Below are 24,532 nucleotides of genomic sequence, written 5' to 3'. Positions count from 1 at the left end.
GACCCGCCTCGTCTCGATCAGCCCGATGACAGGTTCAGCGCGCGCCGCAGGAAGTCCAGCTGGTGGAGCAGCAGGTTCTCCTGCACCGACTCGTCGGAGGGCAGATGCGTCGCGCGGGGGAGCGGCAGCACCTCGTGCGGCCGTCCCGCCGCCAGCAGCGCGGCCGAGAACCGCAGGGTGTGCGCCGCCACCACGTTGTCGTCCGCCAGCCCGTGCACCATCAGCAATGGACGGCTCAGTGCGGACGCCTCAAGGATCGGCGAGCAGCGGTCGTAGGCCTCCGGGTGCTCGGCGGGGTGGCCGAGGTGCCGCTCCCGCCAGTGCGTGTCGTACAACCGCTGGTCGGTGACCGGGGCGCCGGCGACGGCGGCGTGGAAGACGTCCGGGCGCCGCAGCACCGCCAGGGCCGCGAGGTACCCGCCGAAAGACCAGCCCCGGACGGCGACCCGGCTCAGGTCCAGCGCCGGACGCAGCCGCGCCGCCTCCCGCAGCGCCGTGACCTGGTCCTCCAGCACCGGGCCCGCGAGGTCGAGGTGGACGGCCCGCTCCCACGCCGGGCCCCGCCCGGGCGTGCCGCGCCCGTCCACCGCGAGCACCGCGAACCCCTGTTCGGCGAACCACTGCGACACGTAGGCCCACCAGGCCCGCTCGGCGGTCACCTTCCGCATCGCGGGCCCGCCGTAGGGGTCCATGAGCACCGGCAGCGGGCCGTCGCGGTGCCAGGAGGGCAGGAACAGCGCGGCGCGCAGCTCGCGAGGGCCGAGCACCAGCATCTCGACCCGCGGCTCCAGCACCGGTCGCTCGGCCGCCGAAGCGATCTCCACCCCGACCGCCTCACGCGCCTGCGTGGCCTGCTCCGCCGACCCCTGGACCGCCTCGCGTACCTGCACGGCCTGCTCGCCCGACCCCTGGACCACCTGGCGTACCTGAGTGGCCTGCTCGCCCGACCCCTGGACCGCCTCGCGTGCCTGCGTGGCCCGCGCGGACGGTCCCCCGTCCGCGCTGGACGCGGCGTCGCGGAGCACGACCGCGCGGGTGCCCGAGCGGTCGAGGGTGCGGGAGACCAGCACGGTCGTGCCCGCGCGGTGCGTGCCGGTGTGCACGCCCGGCTCCCGGCTGACCCGCCGCGACCCCGAAACCGGGTCGTACACCCACAGATCAACGCACGTCGGGTCCTGGGCGGCGGCGAACAGCACCGTCTCGCCGTCCACCGCCAGCACCGCGTCGAGCTGGAGTCCCGGGGGAGTGACCGGGTGGCCGTCCGCGAGCAGCCTGCGCGTGTCGTCCAGGTCCGCGCTGGTCAGCAGGACGCCCCGCGCCGTGCGCGCCGGCAGGCCCGGCACCAGCTCCACCCAGGCCTCATCGCGCTGTTCGGCCAGCACCTCGGTCGCGCCGGTGGCGGGGTCGACGCCGAGAACCAGCACCCGGCGCTGGTCGCGGCTCTGCACGGCCGCGTAAGGTCCGCAGGCGTCCCACCCGGCCCCGGTCAGGTACTCGAGCGCCTCGGCGTCCCAGTCCACCGCCGTGGGACTCGCGCCCTCCGCGCCGTCCGCGTCGGCGATCCACAGGCTCACCTCGGCGTTGGCCGTGCCGGCGGCGGGGTACGGGAAGGAGACCGGCGGGCGGGAAGGGTCGGCGGGGTCGGCGATGTGCCAGCGCTGGACCCGGGCGGTGTCCACCCTGGCCACCAGCACCCTCCGCCCGTCCGGCGCCCACCAGTACCCGCGGTGGCGGCCCATCGACTCGGCGGCCACGTGCTCGGGAAGGCCGAAGACGACCTCGGGGCCGTCCGGCGCGGCGACCACCCAGTCCCGGCCGCCGTCGGCGTCCACCACGCGCAGCGCGCCGTCGCCGACGTAGGCGACGCGCCGCCCCGCCGGGTCCGGGCGCGGGTCGACGACCGGTTCGGCGGCCGGCAGGCGGCGCACCGCCCCGTCCGACGTGCGGCAGGTCCACAGGGCGCCGGACAGCGCGAAGGCCAGCACCTCGCAGGCGCCGTCGGCGGCGTAGGCGACGATGCCGGACGACAGCTCGCGGGCGCGTTCGCGGCGGATGCGCTCCTCGGGTGACAGCCGTTCCTCCTCGCCGCGCAGCAGCGTCAGCGGGTCCACCAGCAGCCGCTCCCGCCCGGTCGCGACGTCCAGCGCCCACAGGCAGGAGACCGGGTCGTCCCCCGCCCTGGTGCGCAGGAAGAAGACCGTGCCGCCGTCGGGCGACACCGTGAAATGGCGGGGCACGCCGAGCGAGAACCGCCGGGTGCGGGCGAGCTGCCGCGGCAGCGAGATCGGCGGGGACGGCGGTGACGCGGCGGACGGCGATGATGCGGCGTTCGGGGGTGACGCGGCGGGTGGGGGTGACGCCGGGACCGGGGATGCGGGGGAAATGGCCATGCTTCTCCTTCGTCGAGACGCCGGCCACCGCACCGCGTTCCGCTCTCAGGGCAGGACGCGCGACGGCGGCCGTGCGACCGGCGCGTGCGCGCCGATGGACACCTGAAAAGCAGGATGGCCGCCCCCGGAACCGGGAAAGCGGCCTTGTACAGGGAGAAAGTCTACCACTCCTGCCCGTACAGCCTCCTCCGTCGCGACGACTAGGGAGAGGCCGGCCTCGGCGCACCCGCCCGGACGTCCATTGACCGGTCAGGACAACGGCACGCCCGACGCCCACGTCTCGCGGTAGGCCGCGACGAGCCACCGGTCGACGCGGTCCATGTCGGGGTGCTCGGGCAGGTCACAGACCGGGATGAGCCGCTCGAGCCTGTCCTCCAGGTCGGCGGCGAGGGCCAGGGCCTCCTCCCTGGTGTGCGCGCCCTGCCGCATGCCGACGATGAGCGACCGCCAGGGCTCCGGCATGGGCAGGGTGATGCTGCCCGTCTCGAGCAGTTCGACGCCCTGGACGCCGAGGCGAACCATGTGCCCGGCGTATTTCGTGTCGTATCCGTACCGCGCGATGAGTTCGGGCCGGTTGGTGCGCTTGCCCTGCGGGTGGTCCACCATGCGGTCGCGCTGCGAGCGCAGGTAGCCGAGGAACCGGTGGCCTGCCTGCCGGGACAGCACCAGGCCCGGGTCCGCGCGCAGGTCGCGCCCGAGGTCGGTGACCGACACGATCTCGGACTAGGGGACGAACAGCGGCAGCAGCACGGTGGGGTTGCCGCCCACGGCCAGGCGCATCCACTTACGCAACGAGTACACGGTCAGGTCGAGATCACCCGGGCCGGAGCGGACGCCTTCGGGCTGGGTGCGGTAGACGTACTTGTCGAAATGGCGCAGGCCGATGACGTAGTCCGGCGGTTCCAGGCAGATGCCCATCTCGTCGCGGTCGTCGGTGCCGACGATGGCCGTACCGTGCACGCCGGAGCCCACCTGGCAGCGCAGGATGGTCATCGCGCCCGCGATGGCCTCGTGCTCGGGGGTGGAGTGCTTGGTCCAGCTCAACGGACGCCACCTCTCTCTCGCTACGTGACCGCCGATCACCTCTGGCCACGTGATCGGCTCTCGCGCCGTGACTCCGGATCATCTCTCGCGCCGCCTGCCTGGAGCAACGGAGTTATCCCCAGGGTGCCTCCGCCCCCGCGTGAACGCCTCGTTCTCGGTGGATCATGCTCGGAGCCGTTTCCCCGACCCCGGCGCCCGGGCGTGGTGAACCTTTCACGCCCGCTCCCCCTTCTCTGCACCACGATCCAGGTCACGCGCGCCCGGATCCGCCCGGGCGGGCGCGACCTGGCCGGGCGCCATCCGCGATGCGATAGTGCGGGTGCCACTCGCCTCCCGGACGCGAGCCTCCGCGTACAGGGCGAGCGGTCCCCCTTATCCGGCCGCAGGAGGATCGCATGCGCAAAATCAGAGCCCTACTCGTCTCGGCCGCCCTGGCCGCCGGCCTGTCGCTGTCGCTGGGCACGGCGCCCGCCCAAGCCGACAGCATCCGGTACGTCTACTTCCTGTACTCGGACTGCGTGAACGGCGGGCAGCTCGGCATCCAGTGGGGCTGGTGGACCTCCTACTACTGCTCCTATCAGAGCGTCGGCCCCAGCGACTACCGGTACTTCCTCTACGCCTGACACCCGCCGGCGTACCTGGGGCAACAAGCACGCAGTGCGCGGCGCGGGCGGCCACCCGCGCCGCGCGCCCACTTCCTCGGACCCGCCGCGCTCAGTCGCGGCGCAGGTACAGCCGCACCGCGTAACCGAGGACGCGGGTGACCTCGGCCTGCCGGTAGTGGTCCTTGAGCAGACGGCGCTTCGCCTCGTCCCGCGGCGACGCCAGGTCGCTCTCCTTGGGGTAGGAGCGGCTGACCACCCACACGCGCTCCGCCCAGCCGATCGCGGCCTCGACGTCCTCGCCGGGGAGCTCACGCCCGACGAGCGTCCCGGAAGCGGCTCCCGACAGCCTGAGCGCCGCATCACGCGTCAGACGGACCTCGCGGGGATACGCCTCGGCCACCAGGCGCCGGGCGAAGGCGCGGACGTGCTCGCCGAGCGCGGCCAGGGCCGGGAAGGCCGCGGTCAAGGCCTGCAGGTGCTGGTGTTCGTCGGCGTCGAGGCTGTCGGGGTGGCGGAGGAACCAGCCGGTGGCCTGGCGGACGGTAGGCGGGGATGGCGGCGGCAGGGCGATGGTGGTCTTGGACCTCCAGGGCTGGACGTACTCGCGCACGGACCTGCGTGTGCCGCGAAGCCCACGGCCGTGATCTCCTGGTAGAGCTGCTCGGCGTTGGTGCAAGCTATGCCCAAGGCGGCGGCTTCACCCCCCCAGGCTACGTTGGAGTCGCGGCAGGACCCGTCACCCGGGCTTATCTCCGGGGCAGCTCGGCCGGTACGCCACGCCATGGATGCGCTGCCGCCATTCCTCTGGCGTAAATCCCCGCCCGGCGATACCGCAGACTGCGCCGAGAAGATCGCGCGGCGAGGTCACATCCCAAAAGCGCACCGTTCCGTCATATCCGACGGTGACCAAGCGCGTGCCGTCCGGGAAGAAGACCGCGTCGAGCACCGGGCCGTTGTGGCCGGTTAGCGGAGCGCCGAGCTGCCGGTGGGTGGCCACGTCCCAAACGCGCACCGTCCCGTCGTGTCCGGCGGAGGCCAGGCGCGCACCGTCCGGGCTGAAGGAGACCGACGACACCTCGCCCTCATGCCCGAGCAGTGGGGCGCCGACCTGGCGACCGGCCGTCACGTCCCAGATGCGCACGCTCCCGTCCTCGCCCGCCGAGGCCAGGCGGGTGCCGTCCGGGCTGAAGGCCACCTCTGGCACCGGGCCGTTGTGGCCGGTTAGCGGAGCGCCGAGCTGCCGGTGGGTGGCCACGTCCCAAACGCGCACCGTCCCGTCCGTCCCGCCGGAAGCCAGCCGGGAACCGTCCCGCGCGACGGCCACCGACTGCACCGCGTCGACGTGGCTGGTCAGCAAAGGACCGTCCTGCTTGCGGGCGCCCACGTCCCACCATCTGAGCGTCTCGTCCAGCATCGCAGTTACCAGGCGGGCGCCGTCCGCGCTGAAGGCGAGCGTCTCGACGCTGTCCGAACTGCCCTTGAGTACCGGATCGACGTGGCTGGTACGCAGCACGCCGAGCGGCTCATGGCCGGCGATCCCCCATAGCCGCACCGTCCAGTCCTGCCCGGCACTGGCCAGGCGGGAGCCGTCGGGGCTGAAGACGACCGCGTACACCAGCTCGTGGTGGCCGATCAGCGGGACGCCCAGCTTCCTGCCGGTGCGCGCGTCCCAAATGCACACGGTGCCGTCAGCCCCGCCGGTGGCCAAGCGCGCGCCATCCGGACTCACGGCCACGGCCGAAAAGCGGCGGTTGGCGCGGGCGAGCGGGGCGCCGAGCTGCCGGTAGATGGAGGCGTCCCACAGGCGCGCCGTTCCGTCCCATCCGGTGGACGCCAGCCGTGCGCCGTCCGGGCTAAAGGCCAGCGCGAGCACCGAGCCGGTGTGCCCGGCCAGTGGGGCGCCGAGCTGCCTGTGGTTGCCCGCGTCCCACAGCCGGATCGTCCCGTCCGCCCCAGCGGTGGCCAGCCGGGAACCGTCGGGGCTGAACGCCACGTCCGTCGCGTTGTTGCCCTTCAGCGGGACGCCCACTTGTTTGCGGCCGGTCAGGTCCCATACGCGTACCGTATCGTCCAGCCCGAGGGTGGCCAGCTGGGCACCGCCGGGGCTGAACGCGACCGACAACACGTCTTCCTTGTAGGGCAACGGCGGGCCGAGCTGCTCGTGGGTAGAGGCGTCCCACAGCCGCACCGTCATGTCCTGCCCGGCAGTGGCGAGCCGGCGGCCATCCGGACTGAACTCCACCTCCTCCACCGATTCGCCGTGCCCCTTCAGGGGGGTGCCGAGCTGTCGACGGGTGGTGGCGTCCCAGAGCCGCACCGTGCCGTCCTCCCCAGCGGTGGCGATCCGTGTGCCGTCCGGGCTGAAGGCCACGTCGTCCACCGTTCCGTCGTGGCCATCCCTCGGAGTGCCGATCTCCTGGTGGTTGGTCACGTCCCACAGGTGCACCGCTCCGTCGTCCCCGGCGGTGGCCAGCCGCGCGCCGTCCGGGCTGAAGGCCACGGCGCCCAAGGCCACGGCCGACTCGTCGTTGTCGGGCTCATTCAACGGGGCGCCGATTTGCTTGCGGGCGCCCGCATCCCACAGCCGCACCGTGCCATCGTCCCCAGCGGTGGCGATCCGTGTGCCGTCCGGGCTGAAGGCCACGTCGACCACTACTCCGTCGTGGCCGGTCAGGACGGCGCGCCCGGGAAGGCCAGCGACCTCGGCCAGGGCTGCGCGGGCCTCTCCGGTGGGCGCGACGGCCCAGGCCGCGGCAGCTAGCCGAGCCGAGATCGCGGGGTGCTGAAATGGGACCTCACTGTCGGCGGCGACTTGGCGGGACTGGTTCTGGGCCACGCGGGCGAGCGCTAGGGCGCGCTCCCGGTCGGCGTCCCCGCCAGCTCGGATCGCGATCGCGGCGGCCGCAGCGAACGCCGTGAGCATGGCGACGAGGGCGCCGCTCCATACCAGCGGCTTGACCAGGCCGGTCCGGGAGAGCGCGATAGCCTCGTCGAGGTCGGCTGCCCAGACGGCGGGCACCCCAAGCTCCGACGCCAGGTGTTCGTGGTCCTGCTGCGACGCGGCGGGCAGGACCACCCGCAGCCGGGCGTCGCGGGCGGCCTCGAGCTTGCGGGAGTAACCGCCGACCGCTTCCATCGTGCCCTTGTGGTCGAGCGCGCCTGTCACTGCGCAGCGCGGGTCGAGCCCGCGCAGCCGTCTCGGAGCCAGCAGGCGGCGGCCGCGCAGTGCGGCCAGCTCGTGCAGGGCGACCCCGGCCGCCGCCCCGATCGAGTTTCCATGGATGTCATTACATGGCTGCTCGTCGTCCAGCACCGCCCAGGTGACGCAGCGGGCCGTGCCGGCAATGGGTGACAGGTTCCACGCGTTGCGGAGTGCCTCCATGAAGGCCGGGTCAGTGACCGTGAACGCCATGGAGTCCGGGTCGGGATGCAGTCCAGGAGGGCCGGGACGGGCACGAAGCCATAGGACGAGGCGCGCTCCCTCGCCCCCGCGGTCCACCAGGACGGGAACCCGAACGGACTCCTCGTGGCGCACCTGCACCTCCGACAACCGCACGGCCATGAGGGCGGCGAAGGGAGCGCTCGGGTGGGGACCGGCGGCCTGGAGCCGCAGCAGCAGGTCTCGTGTGGATCCGGGCAGCTCGTCCTGTCGGGTGACAAGGACCCCTGTGCTGCTCACGCTCATGCAGCCAGCTCGTTCCCAGTGCGCGAGCGCCTCTTCAAGCAGCTTGAGGTGCCGGACGGGCTCCGCCAGCGCGCGGGCGACGCCCACGACGGCGTAGGCGGCCGAGCACCAGGGGTGGACACCCCGCGGGGGCTCCAGGGGGTCTTCGTCTTGCCACCGAACGCCGCTCTCCGCCTCCAAGGCCCGCCAGTGCTCGTCCCCCGGACGCGGCAGGAGGGAGGGCAGCTCGTCCGGACTGTCGCGCAGGCAGGCGGCAACCTCGGCGACCCACTCCTGTCCGCGGCCGACGAACCGCTCCCGGAGCATCTCGGACGTCGCCGTCCGGTACGCGGGCTCCCCCGGCGGGCGGCCCGGCGTGTCGAGGGTCACGGGAGCGCTTCAGTGATCGCAGTCCGCAGCGGGTCGCCTTCGACTCGCTTCCTGGCGATCCGCCGCCAGAGGTTCATGCCCGCCTGGGACGACCCGCGCACGGATCGGCGCACTACCTCGATGTCGGCGGTCTTCAGCGACGACGGAGGCCGGGCAGGCGGGCGGAACTCGATCCGCACGTCGACGGCGCGGGTGCGGGCGATGACGCGGCCCTCCGCTGCCCCCTCCGTAGCGCCGATCAGCATCAGGTAGTCGGTTCCCGTGACGCGGACCGGCAGCAGCGTGTCCCGCCAGTCGGGCCGGGTGGTGACAAGGGAGATCTCGACCTGATCCATGCCGGGGCGGTTGTGGCAGCGAACCGTGGTGCCGTTGCCAAGGTCCCAGGCCGCCTGCATCGGGCGGGGCTCGTCAGCGGTGTGCGCGGCGGAGGGCTGCAGGCGCTTGAAGATGACGACGAGCCCGTCAGGATCGGCGTCCGACTCCAGGCGTGGTGGTGTGACGGCCGGGTCGGCGGTTGCGTCCCGCGCGGGCAGCGTCACGCCGAACAGACCGGCGAGCACGCGCCGCGCCAGGGAATGACCGGCGATGCTGGGCGGTCCGGCGGCGGGGAGCACGGTCCCGGACCGCAGCAAACCAGCCAGAACCCGCTGGGACAGAGTGTCACGCCTCATTGATGAGGCCCTCTCTGGCCGGAGCGGGCGCCGAGCCTGGATCAGCTCCGGCGACGGCGGCCGAGACCTTCGAGCTCGCGCCGAGCTGGGCCAGGACCGAGGGCGCGGAGAAGCCGAGGACGATGGCCACGTACTGCCCGCTGATCTGCCCGGTCATACCGAACAACATCGCGGCCGCAGCCCCCAGCGTGGCACGGAGCACGAACAGCCAGGCATGCGCCGGAAGGTCCAGGTACGCACGCATCGCCGGCGGCCTGCCCTTAATCCTTCCGGTCGCCGCGCGGCGGGCCTCCTGCCAGGCGCTGAGCCAGCGGAAGACGTTGAGGGCCTCGACTAGGGCTCCTCCTATGGCGCCGCACACGGCACATTGCCACCATTGCATGAATATCCTCCGCCGCGGTGCTTCCCGCCAACACCGTGACGCGTCGCCCTGCGGGGGTCCGCGGAAATCATGGCATGTGATGAAATCGATATTTGCCGCAGCGTTCGTTCCTGGTGCTGGTGCCACCGGGCTGGTCGCAGCGGTCCCGGTCTTCCCGGCGATATGCAGGGGCAGCGTGTAGTGGCTGGTGGTCGAGAAGTGCCATTACGCAGCATGGCCTAACACGTTCGATTGCTATGTGCCTACTTCGCTTGATCGAGGATGACCTGAGCGAGGGCGTCGGCAGCGTCGGGCCGGCCTAGGGCTTTGGGCTGCATCGGTCATGCGCGCTCGAAGGCCAGGGGCGAGGAGGAGTTCGTCAAGCTCGGCCAGGAGCTGCTGAGGGGTCGGGTTGGGTTCGAGTAGGGCGCGAGCGGCTCCGGCCTGGACAAGGTAGCGGGCATTGTTGCGCTGCTCGTCTCCCGCAGCGGGGACCAGGGGGATGAGGACGGACGGCTTCCCAACCGCGACCAGCTCGGCCACGGTTCCCGCACCGCTGCGGGAGACGACGACGTCCGCGGCGGCATACACATCGGACAGTTCCTCGCCGACATACGCGGTGGGGTGGTAACGCTCACCGATCTCGGCAGGAAGGTTGGCGGCGACCTCGGTGAGATGGCCGATCCAGTCACGACCGCACTGGTGAAGCACCTGGGCGCGGGCGAGCAACGTGGGCAGGATCTGCTCGGTCAGGGTGTTGATTGCGAACTTACTTGAACTCACCGGTGCCCGCTCGTGACGGACGATGCGACGGCCAGATGACGGTCAAACGATCAAAAGGCCAGGCCCCGGATCTTGGGAACTGGCCTTTGAGCTGTTATTTTGTGGTGGGGCTACCAGGACTTGAACCTGGGACCTCTTCCTTATCAGGGAAGCGCTCTAACCGTCTGAGCTATAGCCCCGCTGGCGGAGAGAAGACTATCGCCTCCGTGGCGCGGAAGCGAACGGTCTCACCGACAGGGAAAAGCTTACCGTGCTCCGGGGCCCGTCCGCGCCATGGATTTCGCCGGTGATCGCCCGCGCTGGTGGAGCCGCGGGCGATCGGGGGCGTCGACGGCGTGTGCCCGGCCGCGGGCCACGGGTGGGGTCACTCAGCCTCGCTGAAGGTCACCTCGACGCCGCCGACCAGGTCGGAGGCGACGTTGTAGATGACGGCCCCCAGCGTGGACAGGGCGGTGATGAGGACGACGTTCACCGCGCCGAGCAGGGCGGTGTAGCCGAGGATGCGCACCGGCTCGAACCAGGACTTGATGTCGATGCCGGCGCTGGTCTTGCCGTCGGGCACCGTGAGCTGCGTCACGGTGTTGACGATGGAGTCGAAGACGCCGAGCGCCGACAGCACCCCGTACAGGACCGCGACCGCCACGAAGAGCACCACGAAGCACACCAGCGAGACGACGAAGCTGAACTTCATCGCCGACCAGGGCTCGACCCTGCGCAGCACCAGGTGGGCCTTGCGGGGCGCCTTGGGGGCCGCCGGCTTGTCGCGGGGCTCGGGACGGGCGTTGGCGATGGGGTCGGGCGTGGACAGGGCCGACACGGCGCCGAACCCCTGCCGGCTGCCCGCGTTGCCCGGACGGGCCCCGGGGCCGGAGCCGGGCGTACCAGGGCCCCCACGACCGGAGCCGGGCGCTCCGGGACCGCCGGGAACGGCACCCGACGAACCGGGACCTCCAGGGGCGGTACCGGGCGAGCCGGGGCGTCCCGGGCCGGAGCCCGGTGTGCCAGGGGCCGGCGAGCCGGTGCGCGGGGCGGCGGGCGCGGGACGCGGGGTGGCCGCAGGCGCGGGACGCGCGCTCGGACCGGCGTTCGGCCCGGCGTTCGGCCCGGGCGCCGGAGGCGCCTGCGGCTTAGGCGAGGGCCTGGTGGGGCCGGCGCCCTGGCCGTCGGCGGCGGGCGACCAGGAGTTGTCGGGCACCGAGGAGGAGCGGATGTGCAGCGTCGCGTCCGCTCCCTCGCCACCTGCGGCGGGAGCCGCCGCGTCGTCGTCGTTGGACACGACGACAACCCTGTCATCACTCTGGTCGGCCGGGGAACGGACCTTGCCCGTACTTTCCGAGGTGTTCACGCTCTCCGTCACCTGATTGCGCGTCGAGGAGTTCACCGAGGACGCCGGACGGGCGGCCTTTGGCGTGGCGCGTTTGCGGTTCGCCGAGGTGCCGGTCGGTTTACCGGGCCCGCCGGAACCACCGGAGTTGGCCTGAGGGCTCATTCCTCGTCATCTCCCCCGTTGTCCTCGGAGTCCAGCGCTTCGGCGTTGCGGGCGAGGGCAACCACGCTGTCTCCCTCTGAGAGGTTCATCAGGCGCACTCCCATGGTCTGGCGGCCGGACTGCTTGATCTCACCCGCACTGGTCCGGATCACCCCACCGGCAGAGGTGATCGCGAACACCTCGTCCTCGGGGCTCACCATGACTGCTCCGACCAGCTTGCCACGGGCACTCACAATCTTCGCAGTCAGTACACCTTGCCCGCCTCTTCCTTGAACAGGATATTGATCCGCGGGTGTCCGCTTCGCATACCCACCTACGGTGGCGATAAGCACGTCGGCGCCGTCGCTGACCACGTTCATGGCCAGCAGTTCGTCGCCGTCGAGGAAGCGCATGCCGATGACGCCGCTCGTGGCCCGCCCCATGGGGCGCAGGGCCTCGTCGGAGGCGGTGAAGCGGATGGACTTGGCGCCGCGCGAGACCAGCAGTACGTCGTCCTCCTCGGAGACCAGCCGGGCCGCGATCACCTCGTCGTCGTCGCGGAGGTTGATGGCGATCAGGCCGCCGGACCTGGGGGAGTCGTACTCCGACAGGCGGGTCTTCTTCACCAGGCCGCTGCGGGTGGCGAGCACCAGGTACGGGGAGACCTGGTAGTCGCGCAGGTCCAGGACCTCCATGACGTGCTCGTCGGGCTGCATGGCCAGAAGGTTCGCCAGGTGCTGGCCGCGCGCGTCGCGGCCGGCGTCGGGCAGCTCGTAGGCCTTGATGCGGTAGACGCGGCCCTTGTTGGTGAAGAACAGCAGCCAGTGGTGCGTGGTGGTGACGAAGAAGTGCTCGACGATGTCGTCCTGGCGCAGCTGCGCGCCGCGCACGCCCTTGCCGCCGCGCTTCTGGGCGCGGTAGAGGTCGGTCTTGGTGCGCTTGGCGTAGCCGCCGCGGGTGATCGTGACGACCATGTCCTCTTCGGCGATGAGGTCCTCGATGGACATGTCGCCGTCGTAGGCGATGATCTCGGTCTTGCGCTCGTCGCCGTACCGATTGACGATCTCGCCGAGCTCGTCGCCGACGATCTGTCGCTGGCGGCTCGGCGACGCCAGGATCTCCTGGTAGTCGGCGATCTGCGTCATCAGCCCGTTGTACTCGTCGGTGATCTGCTGGCGTTCGAGGGCGGCCAGCTTGCGCAGCTGCATGTCCAGGATGGCCTGGGCCTGGATCTCGTCGATCTCCAGCAGCTCCATCAGGCCGCCGGACGCCTGCGCCGCCGAGGGGGAGCGGCGGATCAGGGCGATGACCTCGTCCATGCGGTCCATCGCCTTGAGCAGACCGCGCAGGATGTGGGCGCGCTCCTCGGCCTTGCGCAGCAGGTAGCGCGTGCGCCGGACGACGACCTCGATCTGGTGCTCGACGTAGTGCTTGACGAACTGGTCGATGCGCAGCGTCCTCGGCACGCCGTCGACCAGGGCCAGCATGTTGGCGCCGAAGGTCGTCTGGAGCTGGGTGTGCTTGTAGAGGTTGTTCAGCACGACCTTGGCGACCGCGTCGCGCTTGAGGACGATCACCAGGCGCTGGCCGGTGCGCGAGGAGGTCTCGTCGCGCACGTCGGCGATGCCGTTGACCCTGCCGTCCTTGACCAGCTCGGCGATGGTCAGCGCGAGGTTGTCCGGGTTGACCTGGTAGGGCAGCTCGGTGACGACCAGGCACTGGCGGCCCTTGGGGTCCTCCTCGACCTCGACGATGGCCCGCATGGTGATCGAGCCGCGCCCGGTGCGGTAGGCGTCGTCGATGCCGCGCCGGCCGACGATGAGCGCGCCGGTGGGGAAGTCGGGGCCCTTGACGCGCGCGATGAGCGCCTCGAGCAGTTCCTCCTCGGAGGCCTCGGGGTTCTCCAGGCACCACTGGACGCCGGAGGCGACCTCGCGCAGGTTGTGCGGCGGGATGTTGGTCGCCATGCCGACCGCGATGCCGGCCGAGCCGTTGACCAGGAGGTTGGGGAACCTGGACGGCAGGACCATCGGCTCCTGCGAACGGCCGTCGTAGTTGGGCTGGAAGTCGACGGTCTCCTTGTCGATGTCACGGAGCATCTCCATGGCGATCGGCGCGAGACGGCACTCGGTGTACCGCATGGCGGCGGCCGGGTCGTTGCCGGGGGAGCCGAAGTTGCCCTGGCCGTCGACCAGCGTGTACCGCAGCGCCCACGGCTGCGCGAGCCGCACGACCGTGTCGTAGATCGAGGCGTCGCCGTGCGGGTGGTAGGAGCCCATCACGTCGCCGACGACGCGGGAGCACTTGAAGTATCCGCGGTCGGGCCGGTATCCGCCGTCGTACATGGCGTAGAGCACGCGCCGGTGCACCGGCTTGAGGCCGTCCCGCACGTCCGGCAGCGCCCTGGACACGATGACCGACATCGCGTAGTCCATGTAGCTGCGCTGCATCTCGGACTGGATGTCGACCGGTTCGATGCGGTCGGCGGGCGGCCCAGGCGGGGTGTTGACTTCCGTCACGGGTGGTACGTCCTTTTCGGAGATGAGTCTGTACGGCAGCCGTTACACGTCAAGGAACCGGACATCCCTCGCGTTCCTGATGATGAACGACCTGCGCGCCTCGACGTCCTCGCCCATCAGCACGGTGAACATCTCATCGGCCTGGGCGGCGTCGTCGAGGGTGACCTGAAGGAGGACCCGGGTCGCCGGGTTCATCGTGGTGTCCCAGAGCTGGGCGGCGTTCATCTCGCCCAGACCCTTGAAGCGCTGAACGCCGTCGTGCATGCGCGGGTCGCGCCGGCCGTTGGCGATGCCGGCCTCGATGATGGAGTCGCGCTCGCGGTCGGAGTAGGCGTAGCTGGCGTCCTCGCCCTTCCGGTCCCACTTGATCTTGTAGAGCGGGGGCTGGGAGAGGTAGACGTGCCCGGCCTCGATGAGCGGCCTCATGAAGCGGAACAGCAGCGTCAGCAGCAGGGTGGTGATGTGCTGACCGTCGACGTCGGCGTCCGCCATCAGGATGAGCTTGTGGTAGCGGAGCTTGGCGATGTCGAACTCGGCGTGCACGCCGGTGCCGAGCGCGGTGATCAGCGCCTGCACCTCGTTGTTCTTGAGCACGCGGTCGATGCGGGCCTTCTCGACGTTCAGGATCTTGCCGCGGATGGGCAGGATGGCCTGGAACTTCGGGTCGCGGCCGCCCTTGGCGGAGCCGCCCGCGGAGTCGCCCTCGACGATGTACAGCTCGCACTTCTCGGGCTCGGTCCACTGGCAGTCGGCGAGCTTGCCCGGCAGCCCCGAACCGGCCTCCAGCAGCGACTTGCGCCGGGTGAGGTCGCGGGCCTGGCGGGCCGCGATGCGGGCGCGGGACGCCTGCAGCGACTTGTTGATGATCTCCTTGGCCTCGCCCGGGTTGCGCTCGAACCAGTCGCGCAGGAAGTCGTTGCAGGCCTTCTGCACGAACGACTTGGCCTCGGTGTTGCCGAGCTTGGTCTTGGTCTGGCCCTCGAACTGCGGGTCGGCGAGCTTCACCGAGATGATCGCCGTGAGGCCCTCACGGATGTCGTCACCGGTGAGGTTGTCGTCCTTGCCCTCCTTGAGGAACTTCTGCTCGCGGGCGTAACGGTTGACGATCGTCGTCAGCGCCGCGCGGAAGCCTTCCTCATGGGTGCCGCCTTCGGCGGTGTTGATGGTGTTGGCGAAGGTGTAGACCGACTCGCTGTAGGACCCGTTCCACTGCATGGCGATCTCGACGGAGATGCCCTCGCCCTCGGACTCGAAGTCGATGACCGAGTTGTGGACCGGTTCCTTCTTGGAGTTGATGTGCGTGACGAAGTCGGACAGACCGCCCTCGTAGTGGTAGGTCACCACATGAGGCTCGCCGTTAACGTGGTCGGGCCGCTCGTCGCGGATGACGATCGTCAGGCCCTTGTTCAGGAAGGCCATCTCCTGGAAGCGGCGCGACAGGGTCTCGAAGTTCCACGTGGTGGTCTCGAAGATGGTGTCGTCGGCCCAGAAGGTGATCGAGGTGCCGGTCTCCTCGGTGGGCTCGCCCTTGACCAGGGGACCGGTGGGCTTGCTCTCGACGTACGACTGCCGCCAGTAGTGGCCCTCCGTCTTGATCTCCACCTCCAGGCGGGTGGAGAGGGCGTTGACCACCGACACGCCGACGCCGTGCAGGCCGCCGGAGACGGCGTAGGACTTGCTGTCGAACTTGCCGCCCGCGTGCAGGACGGTGAGGACGACCTCGACGGCGGGCCGCTGCTCGCCGGGGACGATTCCCACCGGGATGCCGCGGCCGTTGTCCACTACCCGGACGCCGTTGTCCGCGAGGAGAGTGATCTCGATGTGGTCGGCGTAGCCGGCGAGTGCCTCGTCGACGGAGTTGTCCACAACCTCCTGGACCAGGTGGTGGAGACCACGCTCTCCGGTCGAGCCGATGTACATGCCAGGGCGCTTACGAACCGCCTCAAGCCCTTCGAGAACGGTGATTGAGCTAGCGTCGTAGGACAAGTGCCAAATCCTCCTGCCGCGGACACGCGACAGGAGAGGCCGTGATGCGGCTGCTCCTGCCGTGCCCGTCACCGTCGTGAGTGCCTCGATGCGACCACCCGTGGGAGATCGGCGCGCGGCCGGGGGTGACTCGCATGCGGACGTGTCCGGAATCCGAGTTCATTCTACCGGTCAGAAGCGCATCAGGTGGCATTGACGGCCGCTGTGGTGGCCTGTCGGGCGTTGGATGCCTTACTGAGCATCCCCCCACGGGGGAGGGGGGTCACCGCCGCCACCGTGATTCTGATCGGTTTCCCCGGGGAAGGGCCCCCTCCGTCGCCGGTCGGGCGACGCTGTGAGCCCTTTGTCAACCATACGTGTCACGGGGGCCCCTGCTGCCGGTAACGCGCAGCCCGCCCGAGGGCTTCGGTCCGTTCTGCGGCCCGCGGACCTTCACCCGCTGGACGGTGCCGTCGCCGAGCTCCTCGTTCAGCCGTCTGACCAGGGTGGAAGCGAGCAGCCGCACCTGCGTGGCCCAGGCGGTGGAGTCGGCGACGACCAGCACCTCGCCCTCGGAGAAGGTCTCCGGCTTGGTGTGCGCGGCGAGATCGGGCCCGACGATCTCGTGCCAGCGCCCGAACACCCCGCCGACCGCGAGCGGCTCCTCCCACCCCCGGTCGGCCAGCAGATCGCGGATGGCCCGGCCGAAGAGCTGCGGATCGCCGGCGTCCCGGCGGGCGGCCGAGCGGCGGCGGGGCTCGCGCCGGGGAAGCTGCCCGCGCTTGGCGGCGTCGGCCTTGGCCTGGGCGAGCTTCTCGCGCGCGAGCGCCGCGCCGCGCGCCGCGACGATGTCGGGCGACTGGACTCCGGAGGTCTCACCTGACACGGGCGACGCTCCCTTCCGCGACGTCGAACCGGGCACCGGACAGCTGCGCGGGGACGTCCTCGGGCACCGCCGCGGTGATCAGGACCTGCTCGGCGGAGGCGACGATCTCGGCCAGGCTGCGCCGCCTGCGCGCGTCCAGCTCGGCGAAGACGTCATCGAGGATCAGCACAGGGTCGCCGCCCTCGGCCCTGAGCAGGTCGTAGGCGGCCAGGCGCAGCGCCAGCGCGAACGACCAGGACTCGCCGTGGCTGGCGTAGCCGCGCGCAGGCAGGTCGCCCAGCCGCAGCAGCAGGTCGTCGCGGTGCGGGCCGACGAGGGTGACGCCGCGTTCGAGCTCGGCCTGCCTGACGGCGAGCAGACTCGCCCGCAGCGCCTCTTCCAGGGCGGAACGGTCCGGCAGGGCCTCCTCCGGGCCCAGGGTGCCCGGGGTGTCTGGGAGTGCCGCTTCGGGCGTTGTAGACGGCCCTGGGGCCATGTGGCCCTCGCCGGGCGGAGACGGCGGCAGGCCGTCCACCGCTGTGGACAACGTGTGGCGGTACTCCATGCCGGCGGGGGCGGACGACGGGGCGAGCAGCGCGTAGGCCTTGGCCACCAGCGGGCGCAGCGCCGCCACGAGCTGGAGGCGGGCGGCGAGCAGCTCGGCGCCGTGGCGGGCGAGGTGGGCGTCCCAGACCTCCAGCGTGCCGAGCGCGTCCCCGGCGCCGGCCGCCGCGAACCCCGCCTCGGCCTCCTGCCGGCGCGAGCTCTGCCTGCGGCCCGGACGCGCCTGCATGGCGCTGCGGAGCAGGGCGCCCCGCTGCTTCAGCACCCGCTCGTAGTCGGCCCGCACCCCGGCGAAGCGGGGCGCCCGGGAGACCAGCAGGTCGTCCAGGAACCTGCGCCGGTCGGCCGGGTCGCCCTTCACCAGCGCGAGGTCTTCGGGGGCGAACAGGACCGTGCGCAGCAGGCCGAGGATCTCGCGCGGCCGCGCGACCGGGGCGCGGTTGAGGCGGGCACGGTTGGCCCGGCCTGGGTTGATCTCCAGCTCGACCAGGGCGCGGCGGTCGTCGCGGACCACCACGGCACGGACGATCGCCCGGGTGGCGCCCTGACGGACCAGCGGCGCGTCGGTCGCCACCCGGAAGCTGCCGAGTGTCGCGACGTACCCCAGGGCCTCGACGAGGTTGGTCTTGCCCTGGCCGTTCGGGCCGACGAACGCCGTCACCCCCGGCTCCAGGGCCAGCTCCACGGAGGAGTAGGACCGGAAGTCGGTCAGCGACAGGTGGGCGACATGCACCCCACGAAGGTTACTGGGCCCCTACGACAACATCAGTACAACCTCCGACACCGTTCACACCGCCACCACCACGACGGCACCGCACGCCCCCTCAAGGGCGCCCTGAGCCGCCAAGCCATCCCAGCGGATCGGCCACAAGGACCCGCTCGGGGCGCGGCGGTGTTCTGAGGAGGAGAGAGCGAGTGCGAGGAACGAGCGCTCGTGAACGACGACGAAGAGCGCCGCCTCAAAGGCGCACCGAGCAGCCGAGCGGAGCGAGGCCGAACGACTCAGTCGATCGGGGGGGTGACGTCCGCGCCGGGGGCGTCGGCGCCCTTGGTGTGCTGGCCTTCGACGGAGGCCACCGCGTGGCCACCGAACTGGTTGCGCAGGGCCGCGACCATCTTCATGGCCGGGGAGTCCTCCTGGCGCGAGGAGAAGCGCGCGTACAGGGCCGCCGTGATGGCCGGGAGCGGCACGGCGTGGTCGACGGCGGCCTGGACCGTCCAGCGGCCCTCCCCGGAGTCCTCGGCGTAGCCCTTGAGCTCCGACAGGTCGGGATCCTGGTCCAGGGCGCGCACCAGCAGGTCGAGCAGCCAGGAGCGGATCACCGTGCCGGTGCGCCAGCTCTTGAAGGCGCCCGGCACGTCGGTGACGATGTCGGTGGCCTCCAGCAGCTCCCAGCCCTCGGCGAACGCCTGCATGATGCCGTATTCGATGCCGTTGTGGACCATCTTGGCGAAGTGGCCGGCGCCCACCGTGCCGGCGTGGACGAAGCCGTCCTCGCCCTCGGGCTTGAGCGACTCGAAGATCGGCATGAGGCGGCCGACGGCGTCGGCGTCGCCGCCGACCATCAGGGCGTAGCCGTTCTGCAGGCCCCACACCCCGCCGCTGACGCCCACGTCGACGAAGCCGATGTCGCGGCCGCCGAGCTGGTCGGCGTGCTTCTTGTCGTCGAGGTAGTGGGAGTTGCCCCCGTCCACCACGATGTCGCCCGGCGACAGCGCCTCGCAGAGCTGGTCGATCGTGGCCCTGGTGGGCGCGCCGGCCGGGACCATGACCCACACCACGCGGGGCGCCTGCAGCCGCTGGACGAGCTCGTCGAGGCTTGCGACGTCGCTGGACTCGGGGTTGCGGTCGTAGCCGACCACGTCATGCCCGGCACGGCGCAGCCGCTCGGCCATGTTGCCGCCCATCTTGCCCAGCCCGATCATGCCGATCTGCATCGCAGCCACCCCTTGCCAAGATCTCCGTCATCGACGACGTGTCCCACGCGCCGTACCCTGCCCCGCCCCGTCCATTCGATGTGGACCAGGGGGATCCTAACTGGACAGTCTGATGGGCATGATGAGGTACCTGTAGTCGGGGGTGGCACCGTCGTCCACAGGCTTGCCACCAGTGAGGATGGCGGGCTTGGTGGAGGTGGTGAACTGCAGCCGCGCCACGTCGGAGTCGATCGCGCCCAGGCCCTCGAGCAGGAACTGGTGGTTGAACGCGATGTTGATCTCGTCGCCGTCGAAGTCGACCGGGAGCACCTCGACCGCCTGGGCCTCGTCGCCGCTGCCGGCCTCCAGCACGACCTCGCCGCTGTGGAAGGCCAGACGCACCGGGGTGTTGCGCTCGGCGACCAGCGCGACGCGCTTGACCGCCTCGACGAACGCGGAGGTGGCGAGGTCGGCGTGGGCGGAGAACTCCGTCGGCAGCAGCGAGCGGTACTTCGGGAACTCCGGGTCCAGGAGCCGGGTCGTGGTGCGCCGGCCGGCGCTGGAGAAGCCGATCATGCCCTCGCCGGTGCCGCCGGAGGAGCTGAGGGCGATCTCGACCTCGGCGCCCGTGGTCAGCGACTTGGCGGTGTCGGCGAGCGTCCTGCCCGGGATCATCGCGATGGCCGAGAAGTCGGGCTGGTCGGGCTGCCACTTCAGCTCGCGGACGGCCAGGCGGTAGCGGTCGGTCGCCGCGAGGGTCACGATATCGCCCTCGATCTCCATGCGCACGCCGGTGAGCATGGGCAGCGTGTCGTCCTTGCCGGCCGCCACGGCGACCTGGGCGACGGCCGAGGAGAAGATGTCGCTGCCGACCCGCCCGGCCGCCGGCGGCATCGCCGGGAGCGAGGGGTAGTCCTCGGCGGGCATCGTCAGCAGGGTGAAGCGGGCGCTTCCACAGGTGACGACCGCCTTGGCGCCCTCCACCACGAAGTCCACAGGCTGTGAGGGAAGCGCGCGGGTGATCTCGGCGAGCAGGCGGCCGGAGACGAGCACCAGGCCGGGGTCGCCGGTCTGCAGCTCGAGGGTCACCTCGGCGGAGACTTCGTAATCGAAGCCGGAGAGCTTGAGCTGCTGCTCCTCGGTGACCTCCAGCCTCATGCCCGCCAGCACCGGCACCGAGGGCCGGGCGGGAAGGCTTCGGGCGGTCCACGCGACCGCCTCTGCGAGTACGTCTCGGTCGACACGGAACATCACGTCGAACCGCCTCCTGTCGTTCTCGGCTGTGTCTTGATCGCGGTCTTGATCCCGGCTCGAGCGCTCCGCGCCGTTGATGCAAGTGTTCACCCTCCCGCACGGGAGGACCGCGAGAACCCTTCTATGGGTCTTGAGTTCTTAGTAGAGAGAGATACAGGTAATCACCTTAGGGGCCGTGGATACTGTGGAAGATGGGTGTCCTCCCAGCTCAGGGCCGCTTTTTTGTCCACCGCGCCTGTGGGTGGGCGGTGCATTGTCACGCCCGGCCTGGGGATGACCGCAGGTTGCACACAGGCCGTCCCCAGTTTTCGGGGTCTTCATCCACCGGTCATCCACGAGGTTTCCACCGGTTATCCACGGGGTAAGAGACCTTCTCGGACCTGCCTTCGAGCTCCGCCCACAGGGCGTCCCCAGCTCGTCCACGAGTAGTCCCCAGGTCTTCCCCAGGTTGTCCCCAGAGTTGTCCCCAGGCTCTGAATTCGAGTTTCCCGACCGGACGCTTGCTTGTTCGCCGTCGAGAGCGGGCATTCCGGCCATTCAATGACACCTTGCGCTGATCCACAGAGATATCCACAGGCTGTGGATCATCACGCGTTGCGTGAATTCTGCTTGATGCGGTTTGTGAGCTCTGTGACCTGGTTGTACATCGACCGCCGCTCGGCCATCAGCGACCGGATCTTGCGTTCGGCGTGCATGACCGTCGTGTGGTCACGGCCGCCGAACTGCTGGCCGATCTTGGGCAGCGACAGGTCGGTGAGCTCGCGTGCGAGGTACATGGCGATCTGCCGGGCGGTCACCAGCACGCGCGAGCGCGAGCTCCCGCACAGGTCGTCGATCGACAGCCCGAAGTAGGCCGCCGTCTGCGCCATGATCGTCGCTATGGTGATCTCGGTGCTGGAGTCCTCGGTGATGAGGTCCTTGAGCACGACCTCGGCGAGCTGCAGGTCGACGGACTGCCGGTTGAGGCTGGCGAACGCCGTCACCCGGATGAGCGCGCCTTCCAGCTCGCGGATGTTGGTGGAGATCTTGCTGGCGATGTACTCGAGCACGTCGCCGGGGGCCGCGAGCCCCTCCTGTATCGCCTTCTTGCGGAGGATGGCGATGCGCGTCTCCAGCTCCGGAGGCTGGACGTCGGTGATCAGGCCCCACTCGAAGCGGTTGCGGAGCCGGTCCTCCAGCGTCACCAGCTGCTTGGGCGCCCGGTCGCTGGAGATGACGATCTGCTTGTTGGCGTTGTGCAGGGTGTTGAAGGTGTGGAAGAACTCCTCCTGCGTCTGCTCCTTGCCCTCCAGGAACTGGATGTCGTCCACGAGCAGGATGTCCACAGCCCGGTAGCGCGCCCGGAATCCGTCGGCCTTGTGGTCGCGGATGGAGTTGATGAAGTCGTTGGTGAACTCCTCCGAGCTCACGTACCGCACCCGGGCGCCGTCGTACAGCCGCTGCGCGTAGTGGCCGATGGCGTGCAGCAGGTGGGTCTTGCCGAGGCCGGAGTCGCCGTAGATGAACAGCGGGTTGTACGCCTTGGCCGGGGCCTCGGCGACCGCGACGGCGGCCGCGTGCGCGAAGCGGTTGGACGCGCCGATGACGAAGGTCTCGAAGGTGTACTTCGGGTTCAGCCGGCCCGGCTCCCCCGGCTTGCCGCCCCGGCCGTCCCAGCGGTTCTGCACAGGGCGGTCATAGGTCTCGGGCTCCTGGCGCGGGCGGGGCGGCCGGCTGTCGGAGCCGCCCGCGAACGGAGGTTGTCCACCGTAGCCGCCCGCCTGTGGAGAATGCGGAGGATAAGGACGCGACGCGTCGCCCTGCGCGTACGGCTGGGCGCCGTCGCCCTGCTGGGGATACGCCTGCGGCGACTCGCCGCGGGAGTACGGCTGCGCGCCCTCCGCGCGCGGGAACGGCTGGTTGCCCTCGCCCCGGGGGAACGGCTGCGCGCCGTCGCCGCGCGGGTAGGGCTGTGCGGCCTCGCCCTGCGTGTAAGGCTGCTGGCCGTCGTTGTGCGAGGTGTAGGGCTGGGGCGACTCGCCGCGCGGGAACGCCTGCTGGCCGTCGGCGCCGGGGTAGGACTGCCCGGGCTCGCCGTGCTGGAAGGGCTGCGCCCCGTCGCCGCGAGGATACGGCTGGGAGGCGGGGGCCTCCTGCTGGGAGGGATGCCCCTTCTCCTGGCCCGGCTGCCCGGGCTTGGCCGGCCGGCCGGGGAAGCCCTCGGCCGGACCCTGGTAGCCGTCCTGGCGGTAAGCCTGGGACGACCCCAACGGGCCGCCTCCGTAAGGCTCGTCGGAGTTTCCCCCATAGGGATAGGAGTACGGCTGCGCCTGTGGCCGGCCCTGTGGATAGTCGGTGGACGAGCCCTGGTCGGGGAAGGACTGCTGGCCCATGGAACCCGGCCTGCCAGGCTGTCCGTACCCCTGCTGAGGTTGTCCACCATGGGGATAACCCTGCGAGGGAGCCTGGGGATATCCCTCGGGCCCGGGGCCCTGCGGGTCGCCGGCGACGGCCACGGGGTCGACCATGACGGCCACCCGCATCGGCCGGCCGAACTCCTGTGAGAGCGCCTGCGCGATCAGCGGCCGCAGCTTGGTCTCAAGGACGTCCTTGGCGAAGTCGTTGGGGGCGGCGAGGATGATCGTGTCGTTCACCAGCCCGAACGGCCGGGTCATGTTCAGCCACGCGCGCTGCTGGGGCGGAACGCTGCCCTCGGCGAAGCTCTCCAGCGCCCGGGCCCACAATGGGCCGAGGTCGACGCCATCCATTGTCCGGCCCCTCCTCCCTAACGCGGCCCCCGCACGCTCGCCGCGATCTGTTTTCCACATGGACGCCTGCCGGAGCACGCTCCGTCGGCGCCGGGCCTCGCGGCTGTCCCCACAGCGTTGTCCGCAGGCTGCCTCCGGTGGTCCACAACGGGTCCACATGCAGTCCACAGAGTGTCCACAGGGGTCACTCGTGGTCCACAACCTTCCAGGTGCGCTTCCGCGCACATCGGTGAGTTGGAGGGAAGGTCCGGAGGGCCGACAGTAGCGTTGTGCACATCCCTGTTCAAGACGTTGTCCACAGCCTAGTGGCAGGCTGGGGGCGAGATGGTGCACATACTGTGGATGACGCGGCGGCGGTGGAAAACCGCCCTGTGGAATAGTGGATAACCTGGGACGGGTCCTCCGGCGCGGGGTCCTCCGGCCGGGCCGGCCGTCCGCTTCGTGAGACACGCGCGCGCCGTTCCGGTTTGACCTCCGGGCTCCCGGGCCCGTAACGTACGACGGTCGGCTTGTCGCGCGACGGCACTTTGGCGTGCCCACGCATTCGGCAAGCCCAAGCCCTGTGTGTCAATCGCTCGCACCGTGTGCGGGTGAACTCAAGCCTGGAGCCCACTCGTGAGCAAGCGTACTTTCCAGCCGAACAACCGTCGCCGCGCGAAGACCCACGGCTTCCGGCTGCGCATGCGCACGCGGGCCGGTCGCGCCATCCTCGCCGCCCGCCGTCGCAAGGGCCGCGCGGAGCTGTCCGCCTGACAGCGCGGAGCGCCCGGTGCGTGCTCGTCTCGCCCGTCGGAACTGACCGGCGGGCGATAGCCGTGCCCGGGCACTTGTCGGTCTGAGAGCAGGTCCATCCGTGTTGCCGTCCGCTTCCCGAATGCGCCGGGGCGAGGAGTTCGCGAGCGCCATCCGGAAGGGCAGGCGCGCCGGGCGCCCCACCCTGGTCGCCCACTTCAGCGACCGGGGCGATCCCCGCGATCCTCCCCTGGTCGGCTTCGTGGTCAGCAAGGCCGTCGGTGGCGCGGTGGTCCGCAACCAGGTCAAGCGCCGGCTGAGGCACCTGATGCGCGACCGCCTGCACACGCTGCCGCGAGGTAGCCTGCTTGTTGTACGCGCCAATCCACAGGCGGCGTCCGCGCGAAGTGAGCACCTCGCCGCCGAGCTCGACGTCGCGCTGGACAGGTTGATCGGACGGCGGGCGTCGGGGCGACGGTCCGATCGCCCGGCCGCGACGGATGGACAGGCATGACCAACGGAGATCCAGAGGCGAGAGAGCGGGACGCGGGCGTGCAGGCGATCCCCGCGCCGACCGCGACCGTGGACGCGGG

17 protein-coding genes, 1 tRNA gene and 1 pseudogene are annotated in these 24,532 nt (G+C 70.8%); 3 read left to right on the top strand and 16 right to left on the bottom strand.

Annotation, left to right across the window (positions count from 1 at the left end):
- Positions 1-17: 17 nt before the first annotated feature.
- Both ABZT47_RS35595 and ABZT47_RS35590 read right to left on the bottom strand, forming a co-directional pair.
- Complete coding sequence (locus ABZT47_RS35595) at positions 18-2,390, bottom strand: prolyl oligopeptidase family serine peptidase (protein WP_354852169.1); 2,373 nt, start codon at positions 2,388-2,390, stop codon at positions 18-20.
- 249 nt (positions 2,391-2,639) lie between these two features.
- Positions 2,640-3,434: pseudogene (locus tag ABZT47_RS35590) on the bottom strand (nucleotidyltransferase domain-containing protein).
- A 395-nt stretch (positions 3,435-3,829) separates the two neighbouring features.
- Here ABZT47_RS35590 and ABZT47_RS35585 point away from each other — a divergent pair.
- Positions 3,830-4,057: a hypothetical protein gene (locus ABZT47_RS35585; RefSeq protein WP_354852168.1), complete on the top strand. Its 228-nt coding sequence runs from the start codon at positions 3,830-3,832 to the stop codon at positions 4,055-4,057.
- Between the two features lie 91 nt (positions 4,058-4,148).
- On the opposite strand, the gene ABZT47_RS35580 is transcribed toward ABZT47_RS35585, so the two are convergent.
- From ABZT47_RS35580 to dnaA, 14 genes are all read right to left on the bottom strand, one after another.
- The gene (locus tag ABZT47_RS35580; protein WP_354852166.1) at positions 4,149-4,649 is read right to left on the bottom strand and encodes a hypothetical protein; all 501 of its coding nucleotides are present in this window, start codon (positions 4,647-4,649) and stop codon (positions 4,149-4,151) included.
- A 126-nt stretch (positions 4,650-4,775) separates the two neighbouring features.
- The gene (locus tag ABZT47_RS35575; RefSeq protein WP_354852164.1) at positions 4,776-8,093 is read right to left on the bottom strand and encodes a WD40 repeat domain-containing protein; all 3,318 of its coding nucleotides are present in this window, start codon (positions 8,091-8,093) and stop codon (positions 4,776-4,778) included.
- Positions 8,090-8,707 (bottom strand): hypothetical protein, encoded by a 618-nt coding sequence (locus ABZT47_RS35570; RefSeq protein ID WP_354852163.1) that lies wholly within the window; start codon positions 8,705-8,707, stop codon positions 8,090-8,092. Before ABZT47_RS35570 ends, ABZT47_RS35575 begins: the two co-directional genes overlap by 4 nt.
- A 46-nt stretch (positions 8,708-8,753) precedes the next feature.
- Complete coding sequence (locus ABZT47_RS35565) at positions 8,754-9,146, bottom strand: hypothetical protein (RefSeq protein ID WP_354852161.1); 393 nt, start codon at positions 9,144-9,146, stop codon at positions 8,754-8,756.
- A 234-nt stretch (positions 9,147-9,380) separates the two neighbouring features.
- Positions 9,381-9,908: a glycosyltransferase gene (locus ABZT47_RS35560; RefSeq protein WP_354852159.1), complete on the bottom strand. Its 528-nt coding sequence runs from the start codon at positions 9,906-9,908 to the stop codon at positions 9,381-9,383.
- 102 nt (positions 9,909-10,010) lie between these two features.
- Positions 10,011-10,087, bottom strand: a tRNA-Ile gene (locus tag ABZT47_RS35555).
- Between the two features lie 185 nt (positions 10,088-10,272).
- Positions 10,273-11,184 (bottom strand): DUF3566 domain-containing protein, encoded by a 912-nt coding sequence (locus ABZT47_RS35550; RefSeq protein ID WP_354852157.1) that lies wholly within the window; start codon positions 11,182-11,184, stop codon positions 10,273-10,275.
- 209 nt (positions 11,185-11,393) lie between these two features.
- Positions 11,394-13,895 carry a DNA gyrase subunit A gene (gyrA, locus tag ABZT47_RS35545; protein WP_354852156.1) on the bottom strand — a complete coding sequence of 834 codons (2,502 nt, stop codon included), beginning with the start codon at positions 13,893-13,895 and terminating at the stop codon, positions 11,394-11,396.
- Between the two features lie 42 nt (positions 13,896-13,937).
- Positions 13,938-15,881: a DNA topoisomerase (ATP-hydrolyzing) subunit B gene (gyrB, locus tag ABZT47_RS35540; protein WP_354852154.1), complete on the bottom strand. Its 1,944-nt coding sequence runs from the start codon at positions 15,879-15,881 to the stop codon at positions 13,938-13,940.
- Between the two features lie 346 nt (positions 15,882-16,227).
- A complete protein-coding gene (locus ABZT47_RS35535; RefSeq protein WP_354852152.1) occupies positions 16,228-16,746 on the bottom strand; it encodes a DciA family protein in 519 nt (172 codons plus the stop codon).
- The gene (gene recF / locus ABZT47_RS35530; RefSeq protein ID WP_354852150.1) at positions 16,736-18,022 is read right to left on the bottom strand and encodes a DNA replication/repair protein RecF; all 1,287 of its coding nucleotides are present in this window, start codon (positions 18,020-18,022) and stop codon (positions 16,736-16,738) included. Before recF ends, ABZT47_RS35535 begins: the two co-directional genes overlap by 11 nt.
- 269 nt (positions 18,023-18,291) lie before the next feature.
- Positions 18,292-19,236 (bottom strand): phosphogluconate dehydrogenase (NAD(+)-dependent, decarboxylating), encoded by a 945-nt coding sequence (gene gnd / locus ABZT47_RS35525; protein ID WP_354852149.1) that lies wholly within the window; start codon positions 19,234-19,236, stop codon positions 18,292-18,294.
- An 87-nt stretch (positions 19,237-19,323) separates the two neighbouring features.
- Entirely contained in the window at positions 19,324-20,460 is a 1,137-nt protein-coding gene (dnaN, locus tag ABZT47_RS35520; protein ID WP_354852148.1) for a DNA polymerase III subunit beta, read from the bottom strand.
- A gap of 587 nt (positions 20,461-21,047) precedes the next feature.
- Positions 21,048-23,207 (bottom strand): chromosomal replication initiator protein DnaA, encoded by a 2,160-nt coding sequence (gene dnaA, locus ABZT47_RS35515; RefSeq protein ID WP_354852146.1) that lies wholly within the window; start codon positions 23,205-23,207, stop codon positions 21,048-21,050.
- A 615-nt stretch (positions 23,208-23,822) separates the two neighbouring features.
- Here dnaA and rpmH point away from each other — a divergent pair.
- The gene (gene rpmH, locus ABZT47_RS35510) at positions 23,823-23,960 is read left to right on the top strand and encodes a 50S ribosomal protein L34 (RefSeq protein ID WP_010849920.1); all 138 of its coding nucleotides are present in this window, start codon (positions 23,823-23,825) and stop codon (positions 23,958-23,960) included.
- A 100-nt stretch (positions 23,961-24,060) separates the two neighbouring features.
- Positions 24,061-24,453 carry a ribonuclease P protein component gene (gene rnpA / locus ABZT47_RS35505; RefSeq protein WP_354852142.1) on the top strand — a complete coding sequence of 131 codons (393 nt, stop codon included), beginning with the start codon at positions 24,061-24,063 and terminating at the stop codon, positions 24,451-24,453.
- Positions 24,454-24,532: the final 79 nt, after the last annotated feature.

It is taken from the genome of Sphaerisporangium sp. NPDC005289 (assembly GCF_040607455.1).
Classification (GTDB): domain Bacteria; phylum Actinomycetota; class Actinomycetes; order Streptosporangiales; family Streptosporangiaceae; genus Sphaerisporangium; species Sphaerisporangium rhizosphaerae.
The sequence above is the reverse complement of the archived record's forward strand: the minus strand, read 5'-3'. Positions and strand labels throughout refer to the sequence as shown.

Coding starts and splice junctions, on each gene's coding strand:
- dnaA (WP_354852146.1), bottom strand. CDS start 23,207: ATGGATGGCGTCGACCTCGGCCCATTGTGGGCCCGGGCGCTGGAGAGC.
- ABZT47_RS35595 (WP_354852169.1), bottom strand. CDS start 2,390: ATGGCCATTTCCCCCGCATCCCCGGTCCCGGCGTCACCCCCACCCGCC.
- ABZT47_RS35585 (WP_354852168.1), top strand. CDS start 3,830: ATGCGCAAAATCAGAGCCCTACTCGTCTCGGCCGCCCTGGCCGCCGGC.
- ABZT47_RS35565 (WP_354852161.1), bottom strand. CDS start 9,146: ATGCAATGGTGGCAATGTGCCGTGTGCGGCGCCATAGGAGGAGCCCTA.